The sequence below is a fragment of the Blautia sp. MB18-30 genome, from assembly GCF_023669475.1.
In the GTDB taxonomy this organism is placed as follows: domain Bacteria; phylum Bacillota; class Clostridia; order Lachnospirales; family Lachnospiraceae; genus Blautia_A; species Blautia_A fusiformis.
This window is the reverse complement of sequence record NZ_JAMOYY010000005.1, coordinates 34,437-49,589: the sequence shown is the minus strand read 5'-3', so window position 1 is coordinate 49,589 and position 15,153 is coordinate 34,437. Positions and strand designations below refer to the sequence as shown.

The following is a 15,153-nucleotide window of genomic DNA, read 5'->3' as shown; positions in this document are numbered from 1 at the left end:
ATGATAGGAATCATTGATTATGATGCAGGAAACATCAAAAGTGTGGAAAAAGCACTTCAGTATCTGGGACAGGAGACTGTCGTCTCAAGAGATCCCCAGGTGCTTCTGAAAGCAGATAAAGTAATCCTTCCGGGGGTTGGAAGCTTTGGTGATGCTATGGAAAATCTCAAAAAATACGGACTTGTTCCGGTAATACATGAGATCGTGGAAAAGGGAACGCCCTTTCTTGGGATATGCCTGGGACTGCAGCTGCTTTTTGAGAGCAGTGATGAGACACCGGGAGTGGAAGGTCTTGGAATCCTGAAGGGGAAAATCCTGCGCATCCCGCCAAGTCCGGGACTGAAGATTCCGCATATGGGCTGGAATTCCCTGCATATTCAGAACAGCGGAAGATTATTTAAGGGTATTCCGGAAAACACATACGTTTACTTTGTACATTCCTATTATCTTCAGGCAGAGGAGGAAGAAATCGTGAAAGCGACCACTCAGTACAGCACATGCATCCATGCGTCTGTGGAGAAGGGAAATGTATTTGCGTGTCAGTTCCATCCGGAAAAAAGCAGCCGGTGGGGCTTGAAGATCCTTGAGAATTTTGCGGCACTTGAGTCAGGCACCGGAAAGGAGGCATAATCATGTTTACAAAAAGAATCATTCCATGTCTGGATGTAAATAAAGGACGTGTAGTAAAAGGCGTGAATTTTGTTGATCTTAAGGATGCCGGAGATCCGGTGGAAATTGCCAAAGCTTACGATGCAGCCGGTGCGGACGAGCTTGTTTTTCTTGATATCACTGCCTCCTGCGAGGAGCGTGATACCGTGGTGGATATGGTAAGAGCTGTTGCAGCCAACGTATTTATCCCGTTTACCGTAGGCGGAGGAATCCGTACCGTAGATGATTTCCGGAAGCTTCTCCGTGAAGGTGCAGATAAGATTTCTGTAAATTCCGCAGCTATCGACCGTCCGGAGCTGATCCATGAGGCCGCACAGAAATTCGGAAGCCAGTGTGTAGTAGTTGCCATTGATGCCAAGAGAAGACAGGATGGCGGCTGGAATATCTACAAACATGGCGGAAGACTGGATACCGGTATTGATGCTCTTGAATGGGCAAAGAAGGTGGAAGAACTTGGCGCAGGTGAGATCCTTCTTACCAGTATGGACTGTGACGGAACCAAGGCCGGGTATGATATTGAACTTACAAGAGCCGTTGCAGATGCGGTTTCCATCCCGGTGATCGCCTCCGGTGGTGCCGGAACCCTGGAGCATTTTTATGATGCACTGACAAAAGGCGGAGCAGATGCGGCACTGGCAGCATCTCTGTTCCACTACAAAGAGCTGGAGATCCGGGAAGTGAAGGATTACCTTGCGGAAAAAGGAATTTCCGTGAGAAGATAAGTTGGATGAGAGGTGATAGATATGGCTCCTATAGCAGGAGACTGGCAGGAGGCACTGAAAGGTGAGTTTCATCAGCCCTACTATGCCAAACTTTATAAAACCGTGATGACAGAATACAGAACAAGAAAGATTTTTCCGCCGCCGGAAGATATGTTCAATGCGTTTCATTTTACGCCTCTGCATCAGGTAAAGGTTGTGATCCTGGGACAGGATCCCTATCACAATGACGGACAGGCTCATGGGCTTTGCTTTTCCGTAAAAAAAGGTGTGGAAACACCGCCATCTCTAGTGAATATTTATAAGGAACTTGAGGATGATATGGGATGTTATATCCCAAACAACGGTAATCTGGAAAAATGGGCAAAGCAGGGCGTGCTTCTTTTGAACACAGTGCTGACTGTACGTGCACATCAGGCCAATTCCCACAGAGGGATCGGCTGGGAACAGTTTACCGATGCGGCCATCCGGATTCTGGACCAGGAGGATCGCCCGATCGTGTTTCTTCTCTGGGGGCGGCCTGCTCAGATGAAGGCATCCATGCTTCATAATCCGAAGCATCTGATCCTGGAAGCACCACATCCAAGTCCCCTTTCTGCCTACCGGGGATTTTTCGGATGCAAGCATTTCAGCAAGGCTAATGAATTTTTGAAAGCCAATGGGGTAGAACCTGTTGACTGGCAGATTGAGAATATTTAAGTTAGGGAAAGTAAAATGGGTAAAAAAAATGATAACACACTTGTGAAAAACGCATCTTTTCTTATGGTTGCGGCGCTGATCTCCAAGATCATCGGAATGCTGTACAAGAGTCCGCTTTCAACTACACTGGGAAGTCAGAGCTTTGCACTTTTCCAGTTTGCACAGAATGTATATTTTATCCTGCTGATGATCGCGTCCTTCAGTATTCCTCAGGCTGTATCCAAGATCATGGCGGAGAAGATCGCTTTTCACAGATATAAGGATGCACAGAAGGTATTTTACGGTGCACTGATCTATGCGGCAGTTGCCGGCGGTATCGTGGCGCTGATCTGTGTATTTGGTGCAGGAATCCTAGTTCCCGACAGTATGGCGAACGCCCGTCTGGCACTGCAGATGCTTGCGCCCACAATTTTCATGTCCGGTCTCTGCGGTGTATTCCGTGGATATTTCCAGGCATACCGCAATATGATGCCTACATCGATCTCGCAGATCATTGAGCAGATCTTTGTGGCAACCTTTGCGCTTCTGATGTCACATGTATTTATCCAGCATTTTTCCGCAACAGGAGATATGGATCTGGTCCATCGCTGGGGTGCGGCAGGTGCTACCATGGGTACCGGAGCAGGTGTGGCTTCTGCGCTGATCTTTATGCTGATCGTTTATGGGGTAAACCGTAAGATCATCCGGAAAAGGATCGTCAATGACCGCCATTCTATAAATGAGAGTATGGGTCATGTAATGAGTAATATCGTGCTCATCATCATGCCGATCATTCTCAGTGCTTTTATTTATAATGTAAACGGATATATCAACAGCTATATGTATTCCGGTATCATGGATATCAAGGGTGCTGCCAAGGACGTGATCCAGACCTTGTATTCCGAGTACGGATATTATATGACGTTGATCAATATCCCGCTTACCCTGGCAAGTACAGCACCGACATCTATGATCCCTGAGGTTTCCGCGCATTATGCAATGCACGATATTGAAGGTGCAAATATGAAGACAGACCGTGCCACATGGATCAGTATGCTGATCTCCATTCCGGCGGCAGTAGGTCTTGCAGTTCTTTCCGGACCGATCACGAGACTGATCTTCCCGGGAACCAATGGCGTAGGCGGACAGCTTCTGATCCTGGGAGGAATCACCATTATCCTGAATGGCAACTCCAATATCACCAACGGTGTACTTCAGGGAATCGGCAAGCCGAAGCTCCCGATGATCCATGCAGCCATTGCACTGGTGGCAGATGTGATAGCCATGGCCCTGCTTCTGGTATTTACCAATCTTGGTGTTTATACCATTGTCATTGCCCAGATCGTTTATGCAGTTGTGATGTGTCTTCTCAATGATCGTTCCATCAAGAAATATATGGGCTATAAGAATCCGTGGAGAAGTGCTTATTTAAGCCCGTTCCTGGCATCTATCCCGATGGGAGTCGTTGCGGGAGTGGTGTATTACGGCCTGTATGCACTGATCCATTCCAATGTGATCTGCCTTGGTATTTCTGTGATCCTGGCAGCAGTTGTATACTTTATTGTATATCTGTTTGTAAGCAAGCCCGGTGAAGAAGAACTGGGTATGATGCCTGGTGGAAGATATATGAAGAAACTGGCGAGAATGATGAAGATCATCTGATCTGTAAGTCCGATCAGTAAACGGCAATACAGTTATTCGGTGCAGAACTTAAAGTGAACACAGCTAGCATAGAAAAAAATACTCACAGATTTGTTCCGGCAGATTTCCAGCCGGAGGATCTGTGAGTATTTTTTTATTGTATCAGGTCTCTGGAAATACAGGCTTTTGAAGAATGGATTCCTTTTAGACTTTTTTCTGTGAAAACAGTCTTATGATCTCCAAAGTAATGTTCACAGCGGCATCCATTCCTTCTGCTGTAATATGCTCATAAGGCCCGTGATAGGCATGTCCGCCGGTTCCGAGATTCGGGCAGGGCAGTCCCATAAAGCTTAACTGTGCACCGTCTGTGCCGCCGCGGATAGGCAGGATCAGCGGTGTGACATCGTAGCTGTGGCAGGCTTCCTCTGCCAGAGATATCAGCCATGGGCAGGTATCGATGATTTCTTTCATATTGCGGTACTGCTGGGTGATGGTAAGAGTTACGGTACCTTCCCCCCATTTTTCATTGAGGATCTCCGTGATATGTGTGAGCGTTTGCTGACGGATCTCAAAAGAAGCGGCATCGTGATCCCGGACAATATACTGAAGCTCAGCCTGGGAAACATCTCCTTTCATGGAACACAGATGGAAAAATCCTTCGTAGTCTTCTGTATTCCTGGGAGTGTCCGCTGCCGGAAGCATGGAGTTAAATTCCATGGCAACGAGGGCTGCGTTGATCATGGTATTTTTGGAAGAACCGGGATGTACATTAACACCCTGGAAGGTTACTTTTGCACTGCAGGCGTTAAAGTTTTCGTACTGGATCTCGCCTTCTGTATCACCGTCCAGGGTATATGCATAATCCGCACCGAATTTTTTTACATCAAAGTGGGCCGGTCCCATGCCGATCTCTTCATCCGGAGTAAAAGCAACGCAGAGAGGTCCGTGAGGTATTTTTTCCGTAAGGATATGCTCCAGCGCAGTGAGGATCTCTGCAATGCCGGCCTTGTCGTCTGCGCCCAGGATCGTGGTTCCGTCTGAGGTGATCAGGGTACGCCCGGCAAGTGAAGCAAGATGGGGGAACATTTCCGGGGAAAGAGTTCTGCCGCTTGTGCCGAGAGGGAGCTCTTTTCCATCGTAATCTTCTGTGACCACCGGTGTGACTGCATGGTCGCAGAAATCGGAAACCGTATCCATATGAGCGATAAAGCCCAGTGCTTTGCAGTGCTCCAGACCTTCGGTAGCAGGAAGATGTGCATAAACGTAACAGTGTTCATCCAGAGACACATCAGAGATCCCAAGGCCTTTCAGTTCCTCCACAAGAAGCCGGGCCAGGTCAAACTGGCACTGGGAAGAGGGGGAAGAAGAGCTTTCTTCATTGCTGGGGGTGGATATTTTTACATAGGATAGAAGTCGTTGGTATGCTTTCATAGAAGAATATTCCTTTCTGAAAAATTCCTTCCGGAACAGACGGCAGCTGTATTTATGGAATCCGCCTGTTTTTCCGGAGATAATAACAGTATACCACACAGTATCCGTATATTTTCAGAAAAAATATCCCACGATGTGAAAACCTGTGCTATAATCTGTGAGATAATAAAAAACAGGAGGATTTGAGAGTGGAAAAAAGAATCATACAGGTCGAAGAAAAAGTACCTGCAAAGATGCTGATACCGTTAAGTATCCAGCATATGTTCGCCATGTTCGGAGCATCCGTACTGGTGCCATTCCTTTTTGGTATCAGTCCGGCTATTGTGCTTCTGATGAATGGTGTGGGAACACTCCTTTTTATTTTCATCACAAAAGGAAAGGCACCGGCTTATTTGGGCTCCAGTTTTGCCTTCCTTTCACCGGCTCTTCTGGTGATCAGCAAGTATGGATATGAGTATGCCCTTGGTGGTTTCGTTGTTCTGGGTATTGCTGGTATGTGCGTGGCATTGATCGTCCGCCAGTGCGGAACAGACTGGATCGATATCGTGCTTCCTACAGCGGCAATGGGACCGGTAGTGGCACTGATCGGTCTGGAACTTGCGGGAAATGCAGCAAGTACGGCAGGACTTCTGGATGAGAAGGTAGATCCGAAGAATGTGATCGTATTTCTGGTCACACTTGGAGTTGCGGTATTCGGGCAGATCCTGTTCCGGGGCTTCCTTTCTGTGATTCCGATCCTGATCGCGATCATTGTGGGATATGTGGCAGCAGGTGCATGCGGGCTTCTGGATTTTACACAGGTAAGGGAAGCGGCATTTTTGGCTCTTCCCAACTTTACATCTCCGAAATTTAATTTTGAGGCCATTATGACGATCTTTCCGGCATTGCTTCTGGTAACCTCCGAGCATATCGGCCATCAGATCGTAACTGGAAAGATCGTTGGAAGAAATCTTCTGAAAGATCCGGGTCTCCACAGATCCCTGTTTGCAGATTTCTTCTCTACCACAGTTTCCGGATGCCTTGGTTCTGTGCCGACAACTACTTACGGTGAGAACATCGGTGTCATGGCAGTGACAAAGGTTTACAGTGTACAGGTGATCGGTGGTGCGGCAGTGCTTTCTATCTGCTGTTCCTTCCTTGGTAAACTGGCAGCCCTGATCAGTACCATTCCAGGTCCGGTGATCGGTGGGATTTCCTTCCTTCTTTACGGAATGATCGGAACCTCCGGCCTTCGTATGCTGGTTGACAATCACGTGGATTACAGTAAGTCCAGAAATCTGACGCTGACAAGCGTTGTCTTTGTTGTAGGTCTTTCCGGAATTGCCTTGAAGCTTGGAAATGTTGAGCTTACCGGTATGGTGCTGGCATGTGTGGTTGCCATGGCATTAAGCCTTGTATTCTATATTCTGGACAAACTGAAGCTGACCAACGATCAGTGACAGGAAATATATTGCATAAAAAGCAGATGAAGAGGGAAATCTTTTTATCTGCTTTTTTGCATTCAGAGAGGAAAAAGAAATCATGTATGGGAAGCCTTTTGTCGGATTTTCAGAGATCCTGTCAACAAAAAAACAGAGGGATTTTCAAGTATCTTATTGACAATCATTCCGTTTTATAATACTATGTAATACAGAAAACACGAACAAAGGTTCGGATTAAAGGAAACCTGATTAGAAAGAGAATAAAGAATAGGAGATTACATAATGATCAGTGAAGAGAAGCAGAAGGCGCTGGAAGCGGCTCTTGGAAATATTGAGAAACAGTTCGGTAAAGGCTCTGTTATGAAGCTTGGAGATTCCGGTTCCCATATGCAGGTGGAGGCAGTTCCCACAGGATGCTTAAGCCTGGATATCGCCCTTGGTGTAGGTGGTGTTCCCAAGGGACGTATCGTGGAGATCTACGGACCGGAGTCCAGTGGTAAGACAACGGTAGCCTTACATATGGTCGCTGAAGTGCAGAAGAGAGGCGGAATCGCAGGATTTATCGATGCGGAGCATGCTCTTGATCCGGTTTATGCCAAGAGTATAGGTGTTGATATCGACAACCTTTATATTTCACAGCCGGATAACGGAGAGCAGGCGCTGGAGATCACAGAGACTATGGTACGTTCCGGTGCTGTGGATATCGTGATCGTGGACTCTGTTGCAGCCCTGGTCCCCAAGGCTGAGATCGAAGGAGATATGGGAGACAGCCATGTAGGTCTGCAGGCCCGTCTGATGTCACAGGCACTCCGTAAACTGACAGCTGTTATCAGCAAGTCCAACTGCGTGGTGATCTTTATCAACCAGCTTCGTGAAAAGGTTGGAGTGATGTTTGGCAATCCGGAAACTACAACCGGTGGACGTGCGCTGAAATTCTATGCATCTGTCCGTATGGATGTACGCCGTGTGGAAACATTGAAGCAGGGTGGTGAGATGGTCGGAAACCACACCCGTGTGAAAGTAGTTAAGAACAAGGTCGCTCCGCCATTTAAGCAGGCAGAGTTTGATATCATGTTCGGAACCGGTATTTCCAGAGAGGGAGATATCCTGGATCTGGCTGCAGAATGCTCCATCGTAAACAAGAGCGGAGCCTGGTATGCATATGAGGGGGATAAGATCGGACAGGGACGTGAGAATGCCAAATTATTCCTGCGAGAGCATCCGGAGATCCGCGATGAGATCGAGAAGAAGGTTCGTGTACATTATCATCTGGATCCGGCAGATGAGACAGCAGAAGCAGCAGTACAGGCAGAAGATACAGAGAAGGAAGAGTAATCCATGCTGGATCTGGAAGAACGAAACCGTGCAAGAAAGAAAGCCATGCGGCTTCTGGAACATATGGACCGCACAGAGAAAGGCCTGACGGATAAACTCCGTCAGGCTGAATTTTCACCGGAGGCAGTAGAAGATGCCATTGCTTATGTGAAGTCCTATGGGTACATCAACGATGCCCGTTATGCCAGAACCTATATCTCCTTCCGCATGGAAACCAGGAGCCGTCAGAAGATCCTCTCGGAACTTCAGTTAAAGGGTGTGGACCGTCAGACTGCCTTGGATGCCTGGAATGAGATGGAAGAGCTTATGGAACCGGACGAGCGGGAGGTATTACGCAGGACGATCGAAAAGAAATATGCGCCGGACACAGAGCTTGATGAAGGACAGATGCGAAGGTTGTATGGATATCTGGCCAGACGAGCGTTCCGGTATGAGGATATTTCCCATACCCTGGAAGAAATGAACATCCGGGTGAACCGTGATATGGAATAACTCGTTACTGTTCACCGGTAATGTCCCGCGAGGTGTTTTTTGTGAGCGAAGGTCACAGAAAACCCGAGACATACCGCGCGAATTTATGCGATCAGCATAAATTCTGTGCATCGCGAAGCGTGTTACTGAGAACGGAGTGAACAGTAACAATAACTCTGCGGAGAAAAAGAGCCAGTTTATATATGCTAACCAAAATCTGCTTTTTCATGAGAAAAACTTGACATAAATGTGAAAAACAGCTAAACTTGTATTGTTGTATTTGTACAATGAAAACTAAATAAGGAGGTGCTCCTGTGGCAGGCACAATTATCGGTGTTATTGTCGCTGTGGTAGTCACGCTACTTATTGCAGTTCCTGTTACTTGCAAGGTTGCTGTTGACAAGAAAGTACGCAAGGATGCGGAAATCATAGGTACAGCAGAGGATAAGGCAAGGAATATTCTTGATGAAGCATTGAAAGCAGCAGAGACCAAGAAACGCGAAACTTTACTTGAAGTAAAGGAAGAATCTCTGCGAACTAAAAATGAACTGGAAAGGGAAACCAAGGAACGGAGAAACGAGCTGCAGAGATACGAAAAGCGAGTTTTGTCAAAAGAGGAATCTGTTGACAAAAAAGCCAATGCAGTGGAGAAGCGTGAGCTGGAATGTACAGCGAAATTTAACGAGTTACAAGAAAAAGAAAAACGAGTAAATGAACTTGAGGAAAAAGGAGTACAGGAACTGGAACGAGTTTCAGGTCTTACCTCCGAACAGGCAAAAGAAGAATTACTGAAATCTGTAGAAGATGACGTAAAGGTGGATGTTGCAAGACTCTATAAAGAGCTTGAGAACAGAGCCAAGGAAGATGCCAATAAGAAAGCCAGGGAATATGTAGTCAATGCCATTCAGAAATGTGCAGTGGATCATGTTTCCGAGACAACGATTTCTGTGGTACAGCTTCCAAGTGATGAAATGAAGGGAAGGATCATCGGTCGTGAAGGCCGTAACATCCGTACACTTGAGACACTTACCGGTGTGGATCTGATCATTGATGATACACCGGAGGCAGTGGTACTCTCCGCATTTGATCCGATCAGGAGAGAGATCGCCAGAGTGGCTCTTGAGAAACTGATCGTGGATGGACGTATCCATCCGGCAAGAATTGAAGAGATGGTAGAGAAAGCCCAGAAAGAAGTGGAAGCACAGATCCGGGAAGACGGTGAGAATGCTGCCATGGATGTAGGGGTACATGGAATCCATCCGGAACTTCTGAAGCTTCTTGGACGTATGAAATTCCGTTCAAGCTATGGACAGAATGCTCTGAGACATTCAATTGAGGTTGCACAGCTTTCCGGACTTCTTGCAGGAGAAGTTGGTGTGGATGTGCGTATGGCCAAGCGTGCCGGACTTCTTCATGACATTGGTAAATCCATTGACCATGAGGTAGAAGGTTCTCATATTCAGATCGGTGTAGATCTCTGCAAGAAATACAAGGAGTCCCCGATCGTTATCAACACGGTTGCGTCTCATCATGGTGATGTGGAGCCGGAATCTCTGATCGCGTGTATTGTACAGGCTGCTGATGCAATTTCCGCAGCAAGACCTGGAGCAAGACGTGAGACCCTGGAAACCTATACCAATCGTCTGAAACAGCTTGAGGATATCACCAATGAATTCAAGGGTGTAGAGAAATCTTTTGCTATTCAGGCAGGAAGAGAAATTCGTGTTATGGTCGTGCCGGATCATGTAAGTGATGCAGATATGGTTCTCCTTGCAAGAGATATTGCAAAGCAGATCGAGGCAGAGCTTGAGTATCCTGGACAGATCAAAGTTAATGTGATCCGTGAAAGCAGAGCGGTTGACTACGCAAAATAAGCTTTCAATGGAAGAAAGTTCTGGAAATATCAAAGGCCGGACAGCTTTTTAGCTGGCCGGCCTTTTTTTGTCATGTGGAAAAACGGTCATATTACTGGAAAAACAGGCGTAAACTGGTACAGGGTGAGTAAATGGAGAGTAAGACAGAGAACCGGAAGTGGAAAAATGCCGGACGTTTTCCGGCGGAGCTTCTTTTTATGACCGGATTTTTTGCGGGAAATGTGTTGCCGAATCTGATCTGGAAAATGGAGTGGAAACAGAAAACCCTGGCTTCTTTTTATCTGATCCGCAGCTTTGCAGGAAAAGATATTTCCGGCGGAGCTTATTTCCTGGAAGTGCTGCGACGAAGAGGAGGTTTTTTTCTTCTGTTGTTTTTATGCGGATTTACAATATTCGGAGTGCCTTTGACGGTCGCATATATGCTGTTTTTGGGAATGGAGACAGGAATGATTCTGGCATTATCGGTTCTGGAATTTGGTATTTATGGCGGTGTGGCCGGCGCCGGACTTCTGATGCCGCAGTATCTGGTCTATATTCCGGCGTATTTTTATCTTGCAGGTATCGTATACAGACAATCGTATGGGATCTGGAAAAATTATGGACTTGTGCCGCAGAAAACAGGGGCTTATTTTCGGCAGGGGATCACAGTTTTTCTGCTGTATACAGGAGGAATCCTCGCAGAAAGTTTTCTGAATCCTTGGATCGTAGAAAAAGTTATAAAGGGCCTGAAATTTTTTTGAGGAAAATTTCCACAATATCTAGTGATGGTTTCCATAAAATCTGCGATATTTGGTGGTTTGTGCCGGAAAGTGTTGAAATTGTGCGGTTTTACGATGAAAAACTGTTTGATTTTATGTAAAATTCACAGTATAATTCAGTCATAAACGAGTATGATTTTAGAGAAACGGGATGCAGAGAAATGGACATAGAGATACGGGAATTTATTACATATTTACATAATAGAAAAAGGACGTCACATAATACAGAAGTATCTTACCAGAGAGACCTGAAGAAGATGGCAGTGTATTTTGCAGATCGTGGGATCTATGATATCCGAGATGTAGGAGAACTGGAGCTGGAAGGCTATCTCAGCTATATGGAGAGAGGACAGTTCGCTTCCTCAACGATCTCCAGAAATGTAGCATCTATCCGTGCCTTGTTTCAGTATCTTTATCAGGAGAACAGGATCGAGAGGGATCCGTCTCTGGAACTGAAGCCGCCCAAGGTTGAGAAGCGGATGCCGGAGATCCTTACTGTGGATGAGGTAGACCGCCTTTTGAAACAGCCGGATCTGAATACACCGAAGGGAATCCGGGACAGTGCCATGCTGGAGCTTTTGTATGCTACAGGAATGCGTGTCAGTGAACTTTTGCGGCTGAATCTGGAGGATCTCAATCTGCGGCTTGGTTATGTAGTCTGTCACGATGAGGATAAGGAACGGGTGATCCCGATAGGAAATGTATGCAAAACAGCCATGGAGAAATATCTGAAGGAAGCCCGTGGAAAATTTGTGAAAGAAAATGAGACGGAGAGTCTTTTTACCAACTGTTCAGGAAAATCCATGAGCAGACAGGGATTCTGGAAGGTTCTGAAGGGATATGCAGAGGAAGCCGGGATCCAGCATGATATCACGCCGCATACACTGAGACATTCTTTTGCCGCACATATGCTGCAGAATGGAGCGGACGTGAAGAGTGTGCAGGAAATGCTTGGACATTCGGATATTTCCACCACACAGGTCTATCTGAATTTTGGCGTTGCGAAAATGCGAGACGTATATATGAAAGCACATCCGAGGCATTGATCTGTAAGAAATAATATAAAAAACGCGTTCAAAAAAGAACCGGCAGCTTCCAAAATGGAAGAATGCCGGTTCTTTTTTTGAACATAAAGTGTAAAAGGATCACAAATATCCGTTTCCTGAACTGCAGATCAGACAGAACTTAGCAATTTTCAGCGATCGTGTAAAGCAGCTTCTCAGACTCATCCCAACCAAGGCAGGCATCTGTGATGGATTTTCCGTAGATGTGATCTCCACCGATCTTCTGGTTGCCTGGCTCGATATAGCTCTCGATCATAAGACCCTTTACCATGGAGTGAAGCTCAGGATCTACCTGACGGCTGTGAAGAACCTCACTTGCGATACGAACCTGCTGCTCGTAATGCTTGTTGGAGTTGGAGTGGTTGGTATCCACGATCACTGCCGGGTTGGCAAGGTTCTTTGCATGGTATTTGTCATAGAGAAGACGAAGATCCTCGTAATGGTAGTTCGGGATCGCTTCCCCATGCTTGTTTACCGCACCGCGAAGGATTGCGTGAGAGAGTGGGTTGCCGGTGGTCTCAACCTCCCAGCTTCTGTAAATAAAACGATGAGCGCCCTGTGCTGCAACAATGGAGTTCAGCATAACGCTGTAGTCACCACTGGTAGGATTCTTCATACCAGCCGGAACATCCATGCCGCTGACAGTGAGTCTGTGCTGCTGATCTTCAACAGAACGTGCGCCTACAGCAACGTAGGAAAGCAGATCAGAGAGATAACGGTAGTTCTCCGGGTAAAGCATCTCATCTGCACAGGTGAAGCCGCTTTCGCGGATAGCACGCATGTGCATCTTGCGGATCGCGATCAGTCCGGCAAGAAGGTTCGGTTTTTTCTCAGGATCCGGCTGATGGACCATTCCCTTGTATCCTTCACCGGTCGTACGTGGTTTGTTTGTGTAAACACGCGGGATGATAAGGACTTTATCCTCGATCTTTTCCTGAACTTTGCGAAGTCTTAAAAGATAATCGCATACGGCATCTTCGTTATCTGCAGAACATGGTCCGATGATAGCGAGGAATTTATCGGATTTTCCGGTGAAAACGTCGCGAATCTCAGCATCGCGTTTCTCCTTGAGTGCCTGAAGTTCAGCATCGAGCGGATACTGATTGCGGATTTCCTCAGGAGTTGGCAGTTTTTTTATGAATTCAAAACTCATAGTACTTTATTCCTCCATAACTATAGACATTTCGATTATTTATTATAAACGATTATTGGCCGATTGTCGATAGGGAAATTTTAGCGCTTTCACGTGTAGAAGAGTAAGCAGCAGCTCACCCAGAAAAATTCCGTAAAAATAGCCTCGGATCCCCGTTGCCGGAATTATAAAAACAACGGAGAAAATACGGATGAGAATGCCGGCAATACTGTGGATCAGACAGAGCCCCGGTTTTCCAAGTCCCTGCAGGATGCTGGTGAGCATGGTGTTTGTATAAAGAAAAGGACAGATAAAAGACAGATACCGTATGTAGATTCCGGCAGTCTGGCTGTGAAAAAGCAATGTTCCGAGGAATGGGCCAAAAAGAAAGAATCCGCTTCCGCATAGAAATCCCAGGAACATGCACAGAAAAAAGGTCTGGTCTGTGACACGGCGGATCTGCTTCTGCTTTCCCAGTGCATCAAGCTGTGCGATGGAAGGCATCAGCATTACAGCGGCGGAAGACGTAAGTGTGGAAGGAAACAGGAGCAGGGGCAGTGCCATTCCTGTAAAGATCCCATAGATCTTCAGTGAGTCTGAGGCTGTCATGCCGGAACGCAGAAGCATCTGTGGGATCAGGACCGCTTCTATGCTGCCGAGAAGTGTCAGAAGGATCCTGTTCAGGGAAATGGGAAAAGACAGTGTGAAAAGGTCCTTTATCAGCGGAAAGATCCTGACGGGAGTCTTTTCGTGTACAGGGTGATTTCCGAAATGAAAGGAAACTACCAGCAGCGACACTAGCGAAGCGGCAGTCTCTCCGGCAAGGGAACCTCCCGCTGCGATCAATGCAGTGATCGGACGTCCTTCGGAAAGAAAGATCAGATACAGGATATAGGTAGTGCCGATCCGGGCAGACTGCTCCGAAAGCTGCACGGCTGCCGGAACAGAGGCTTTTTTTCGGGCATAATAATAGCTGTCAATGCAGGAATGAATGGCACAGAGAGGAATACTGACAGCTGTTATGCGAAGAAGACCGGCAGTCTGCGGTGTTTTCAGAATTGCGGAAGCAAAAAAATATGCGTGCTGAAAAAGCAGAAAACCGGCTGCAGCAGAAAAAAAGACAGCCATAAGTGTTCCTGTGACAAGCGAAAAACGTGCCTCCTTTTTCTCCTGAAGGGCAAGTCTGGACGCGATCAGGCGTGAAAGGGCAGACTGGATCCCTGTATAGGATAAAGCGGCCATAAGTCCCTGGAGAGGAAGAACCAGCTGATACAAACCAAGACCTTCCGCACCAATGGCATGGGAGAGGAATATTCTATAAAAGAAACCTGCGATACGGCTGATAAGGCCTGTGCAGGCAAGAATCAGGGTTCCTTTGAGAAATATTTTTTTTGACATGGATAACCTTGAGTCTTTTTTGTCAGTATATGAAGAAGTTAGTCTTGACAGAACCATATGTTTCTGATAGAGTAAACATGAAATCCGAGGAAAACACTGGGAATTGAAAAAGAGGTGAGCGGATGAAACTGTCAACAAGAGCAAAATACGGACTTAAGGCTTTGATAGACCTTGGTCTTTACAGTGAAAAAGAAGCGGTCTCGCTTCAGAGTATTGCGGGCCGTCAGAATATATCAGTCAGCTATCTGGAGCAGCTGATGGCACTTTTGAAGAAAGCGGGCCTTGTGAAGAGTGTCCGCGGCGCAGCCGGAGGATACTTTCTTGGAAGACCGGCAGAAGAGATTTCAGTGGGAGATATCCTTCGTGTCCTGGAGGGTGGCCTGGAGGCTGCAACATGTCCGGGAACAGAAGGTGACGGTGGCTGCCAGGGTTCTGATCTCTGCGTGGCTAAATTAGTGTGGAAGAGGATCAACGACAGCATCACAGATGCAGTGGATACCCTGATGCTCAGTGAGCTGATCGAAGAAAGCCGGAGAATACACGAAAAATAATTATCCTGAAC

Annotated in this window: 14 protein-coding genes; 11 read left to right on the top strand and 3 right to left on the bottom strand. The window is 46.8% G+C overall.

Annotation, left to right across the window (positions count from 1 at the left end; translation table 11 throughout):
• Genes hisH through NCY57_RS03570 form a run of 4 tightly spaced genes read left to right on the top strand, consistent with a single transcriptional unit; the run spans position 1 to position 3,728 of the window.
• Positions 1-630 carry an imidazole glycerol phosphate synthase subunit HisH gene (gene hisH / locus NCY57_RS03585; RefSeq protein WP_021650803.1) on the top strand — a complete coding sequence of 210 codons (630 nt, stop codon included), beginning with the start codon at positions 1-3 and terminating at the stop codon, positions 628-630.
• Positions 631-632: 2 nt separating this feature from the next.
• Positions 633-1,391 carry an imidazole glycerol phosphate synthase subunit HisF gene (gene hisF, locus NCY57_RS03580; RefSeq protein ID WP_015526984.1) on the top strand — a complete coding sequence of 253 codons (759 nt, stop codon included), beginning with the start codon at positions 633-635 and terminating at the stop codon, positions 1,389-1,391.
• Between the two features lie 21 nt (positions 1,392-1,412).
• Complete coding sequence (gene ung / locus NCY57_RS03575) at positions 1,413-2,087, top strand: uracil-DNA glycosylase (RefSeq protein ID WP_021650805.1); 675 nt, start codon at positions 1,413-1,415, stop codon at positions 2,085-2,087.
• A 15-nt stretch (positions 2,088-2,102) separates the two neighbouring features.
• On the top strand, positions 2,103-3,728 hold the full coding sequence (locus NCY57_RS03570; RefSeq protein WP_250789489.1) for a putative polysaccharide biosynthesis protein: 1,626 nt from the start codon (positions 2,103-2,105) through the stop codon (positions 3,726-3,728).
• Positions 3,729-3,911: 183 nt separating this feature from the next.
• Here NCY57_RS03570 and pepT read toward each other — a convergent pair whose 3' ends face one another.
• Positions 3,912-5,138 (bottom strand): peptidase T, encoded by a 1,227-nt coding sequence (pepT, locus tag NCY57_RS03565; protein WP_250789488.1) that lies wholly within the window; start codon positions 5,136-5,138, stop codon positions 3,912-3,914.
• Positions 5,139-5,326: 188 nt separating this feature from the next.
• Here pepT and uraA point away from each other — a divergent pair, with 188 nt between their 5' ends.
• From uraA to xerD, 6 genes are all read left to right on the top strand, one after another.
• Entirely contained in the window at positions 5,327-6,577 is a 1,251-nt protein-coding gene (gene uraA, locus NCY57_RS03560; RefSeq protein WP_022426696.1) for a uracil permease, read from the top strand.
• A gap of 264 nt (positions 6,578-6,841) precedes the next feature.
• Positions 6,842-7,894, top strand: a complete 1,053-nt coding sequence (recA, locus tag NCY57_RS03555) for a recombinase RecA (protein WP_110102526.1) — start codon at positions 6,842-6,844, stop codon at positions 7,892-7,894.
• A 3-nt stretch (positions 7,895-7,897) separates the two neighbouring features.
• Positions 7,898-8,386 carry a regulatory protein RecX gene (locus tag NCY57_RS03550; protein WP_022426695.1) on the top strand — a complete coding sequence of 163 codons (489 nt, stop codon included), beginning with the start codon at positions 7,898-7,900 and terminating at the stop codon, positions 8,384-8,386.
• 293 nt (positions 8,387-8,679) lie between these two features.
• Positions 8,680-10,239 carry a ribonuclease Y gene (gene rny / locus NCY57_RS03545; protein WP_021650814.1) on the top strand — a complete coding sequence of 520 codons (1,560 nt, stop codon included), beginning with the start codon at positions 8,680-8,682 and terminating at the stop codon, positions 10,237-10,239.
• A 131-nt stretch (positions 10,240-10,370) separates the two neighbouring features.
• Positions 10,371-10,979 carry a stage II sporulation protein M gene (locus NCY57_RS03540; RefSeq protein WP_092069579.1) on the top strand — a complete coding sequence of 203 codons (609 nt, stop codon included), beginning with the start codon at positions 10,371-10,373 and terminating at the stop codon, positions 10,977-10,979.
• Positions 10,980-11,158: 179 nt separating this feature from the next.
• Positions 11,159-12,043: a site-specific tyrosine recombinase XerD gene (gene xerD, locus NCY57_RS03535; protein ID WP_015526990.1), complete on the top strand. Its 885-nt coding sequence runs from the start codon at positions 11,159-11,161 to the stop codon at positions 12,041-12,043.
• Between the two features lie 139 nt (positions 12,044-12,182).
• Here the strand turns inward: xerD and NCY57_RS03530 are convergent, their stop codons facing one another.
• A complete protein-coding gene (locus tag NCY57_RS03530; protein ID WP_015526991.1) occupies positions 12,183-13,214 on the bottom strand; it encodes a 3-deoxy-7-phosphoheptulonate synthase in 1,032 nt (343 codons plus the stop codon).
• 42 nt (positions 13,215-13,256) lie between these two features.
• Complete coding sequence (locus tag NCY57_RS03525) at positions 13,257-14,591, bottom strand: polysaccharide biosynthesis protein (RefSeq protein WP_173740422.1); 1,335 nt, start codon at positions 14,589-14,591, stop codon at positions 13,257-13,259.
• 122 nt (positions 14,592-14,713) lie between these two features.
• On the opposite strand from NCY57_RS03525, the gene NCY57_RS03520 reads away from it, so the two are divergent.
• The gene (locus tag NCY57_RS03520; RefSeq protein ID WP_015526993.1) at positions 14,714-15,142 is read left to right on the top strand and encodes an RrF2 family transcriptional regulator; all 429 of its coding nucleotides are present in this window, start codon (positions 14,714-14,716) and stop codon (positions 15,140-15,142) included.
• The last annotated feature ends 11 nt before the right edge of the window (positions 15,143-15,153 follow it).

What these genes read in the sequence shown, in the direction of transcription:
- NCY57_RS03520 (WP_015526993.1), top strand. Translation starts at nt 14,714, where the DNA reads ATGAAACTGTCAACAAGAGCAAAATACGGACTTAAGGCTTTGATAGAC.
- NCY57_RS03525 (WP_173740422.1), bottom strand. Translation starts at nt 14,591, where the DNA reads ATGTCAAAAAAAATATTTCTCAAAGGAACCCTGATTCTTGCCTGCACA.
- hisF (WP_015526984.1), top strand. Translation starts at nt 633, where the DNA reads ATGTTTACAAAAAGAATCATTCCATGTCTGGATGTAAATAAAGGACGT.
- pepT (WP_250789488.1), bottom strand. Translation starts at nt 5,138, where the DNA reads ATGAAAGCATACCAACGACTTCTATCCTATGTAAAAATATCCACCCCC.
- NCY57_RS03530 (WP_015526991.1), bottom strand. Translation starts at nt 13,214, where the DNA reads ATGAGTTTTGAATTCATAAAAAAACTGCCAACTCCTGAGGAAATCCGC.
- xerD (WP_015526990.1), top strand. Translation starts at nt 11,159, where the DNA reads ATGGACATAGAGATACGGGAATTTATTACATATTTACATAATAGAAAA.
- hisH (WP_021650803.1), top strand. Translation starts at nt 1, where the DNA reads ATGATAGGAATCATTGATTATGATGCAGGAAACATCAAAAGTGTGGAA.
- NCY57_RS03570 (WP_250789489.1), top strand. Translation starts at nt 2,103, where the DNA reads ATGGGTAAAAAAAATGATAACACACTTGTGAAAAACGCATCTTTTCTT.
- NCY57_RS03550 (WP_022426695.1), top strand. Translation starts at nt 7,898, where the DNA reads ATGCTGGATCTGGAAGAACGAAACCGTGCAAGAAAGAAAGCCATGCGG.
- ung (WP_021650805.1), top strand. Translation starts at nt 1,413, where the DNA reads ATGGCTCCTATAGCAGGAGACTGGCAGGAGGCACTGAAAGGTGAGTTT.
- NCY57_RS03540 (WP_092069579.1), top strand. Translation starts at nt 10,371, where the DNA reads ATGGAGAGTAAGACAGAGAACCGGAAGTGGAAAAATGCCGGACGTTTT.
- recA (WP_110102526.1), top strand. Translation starts at nt 6,842, where the DNA reads ATGATCAGTGAAGAGAAGCAGAAGGCGCTGGAAGCGGCTCTTGGAAAT.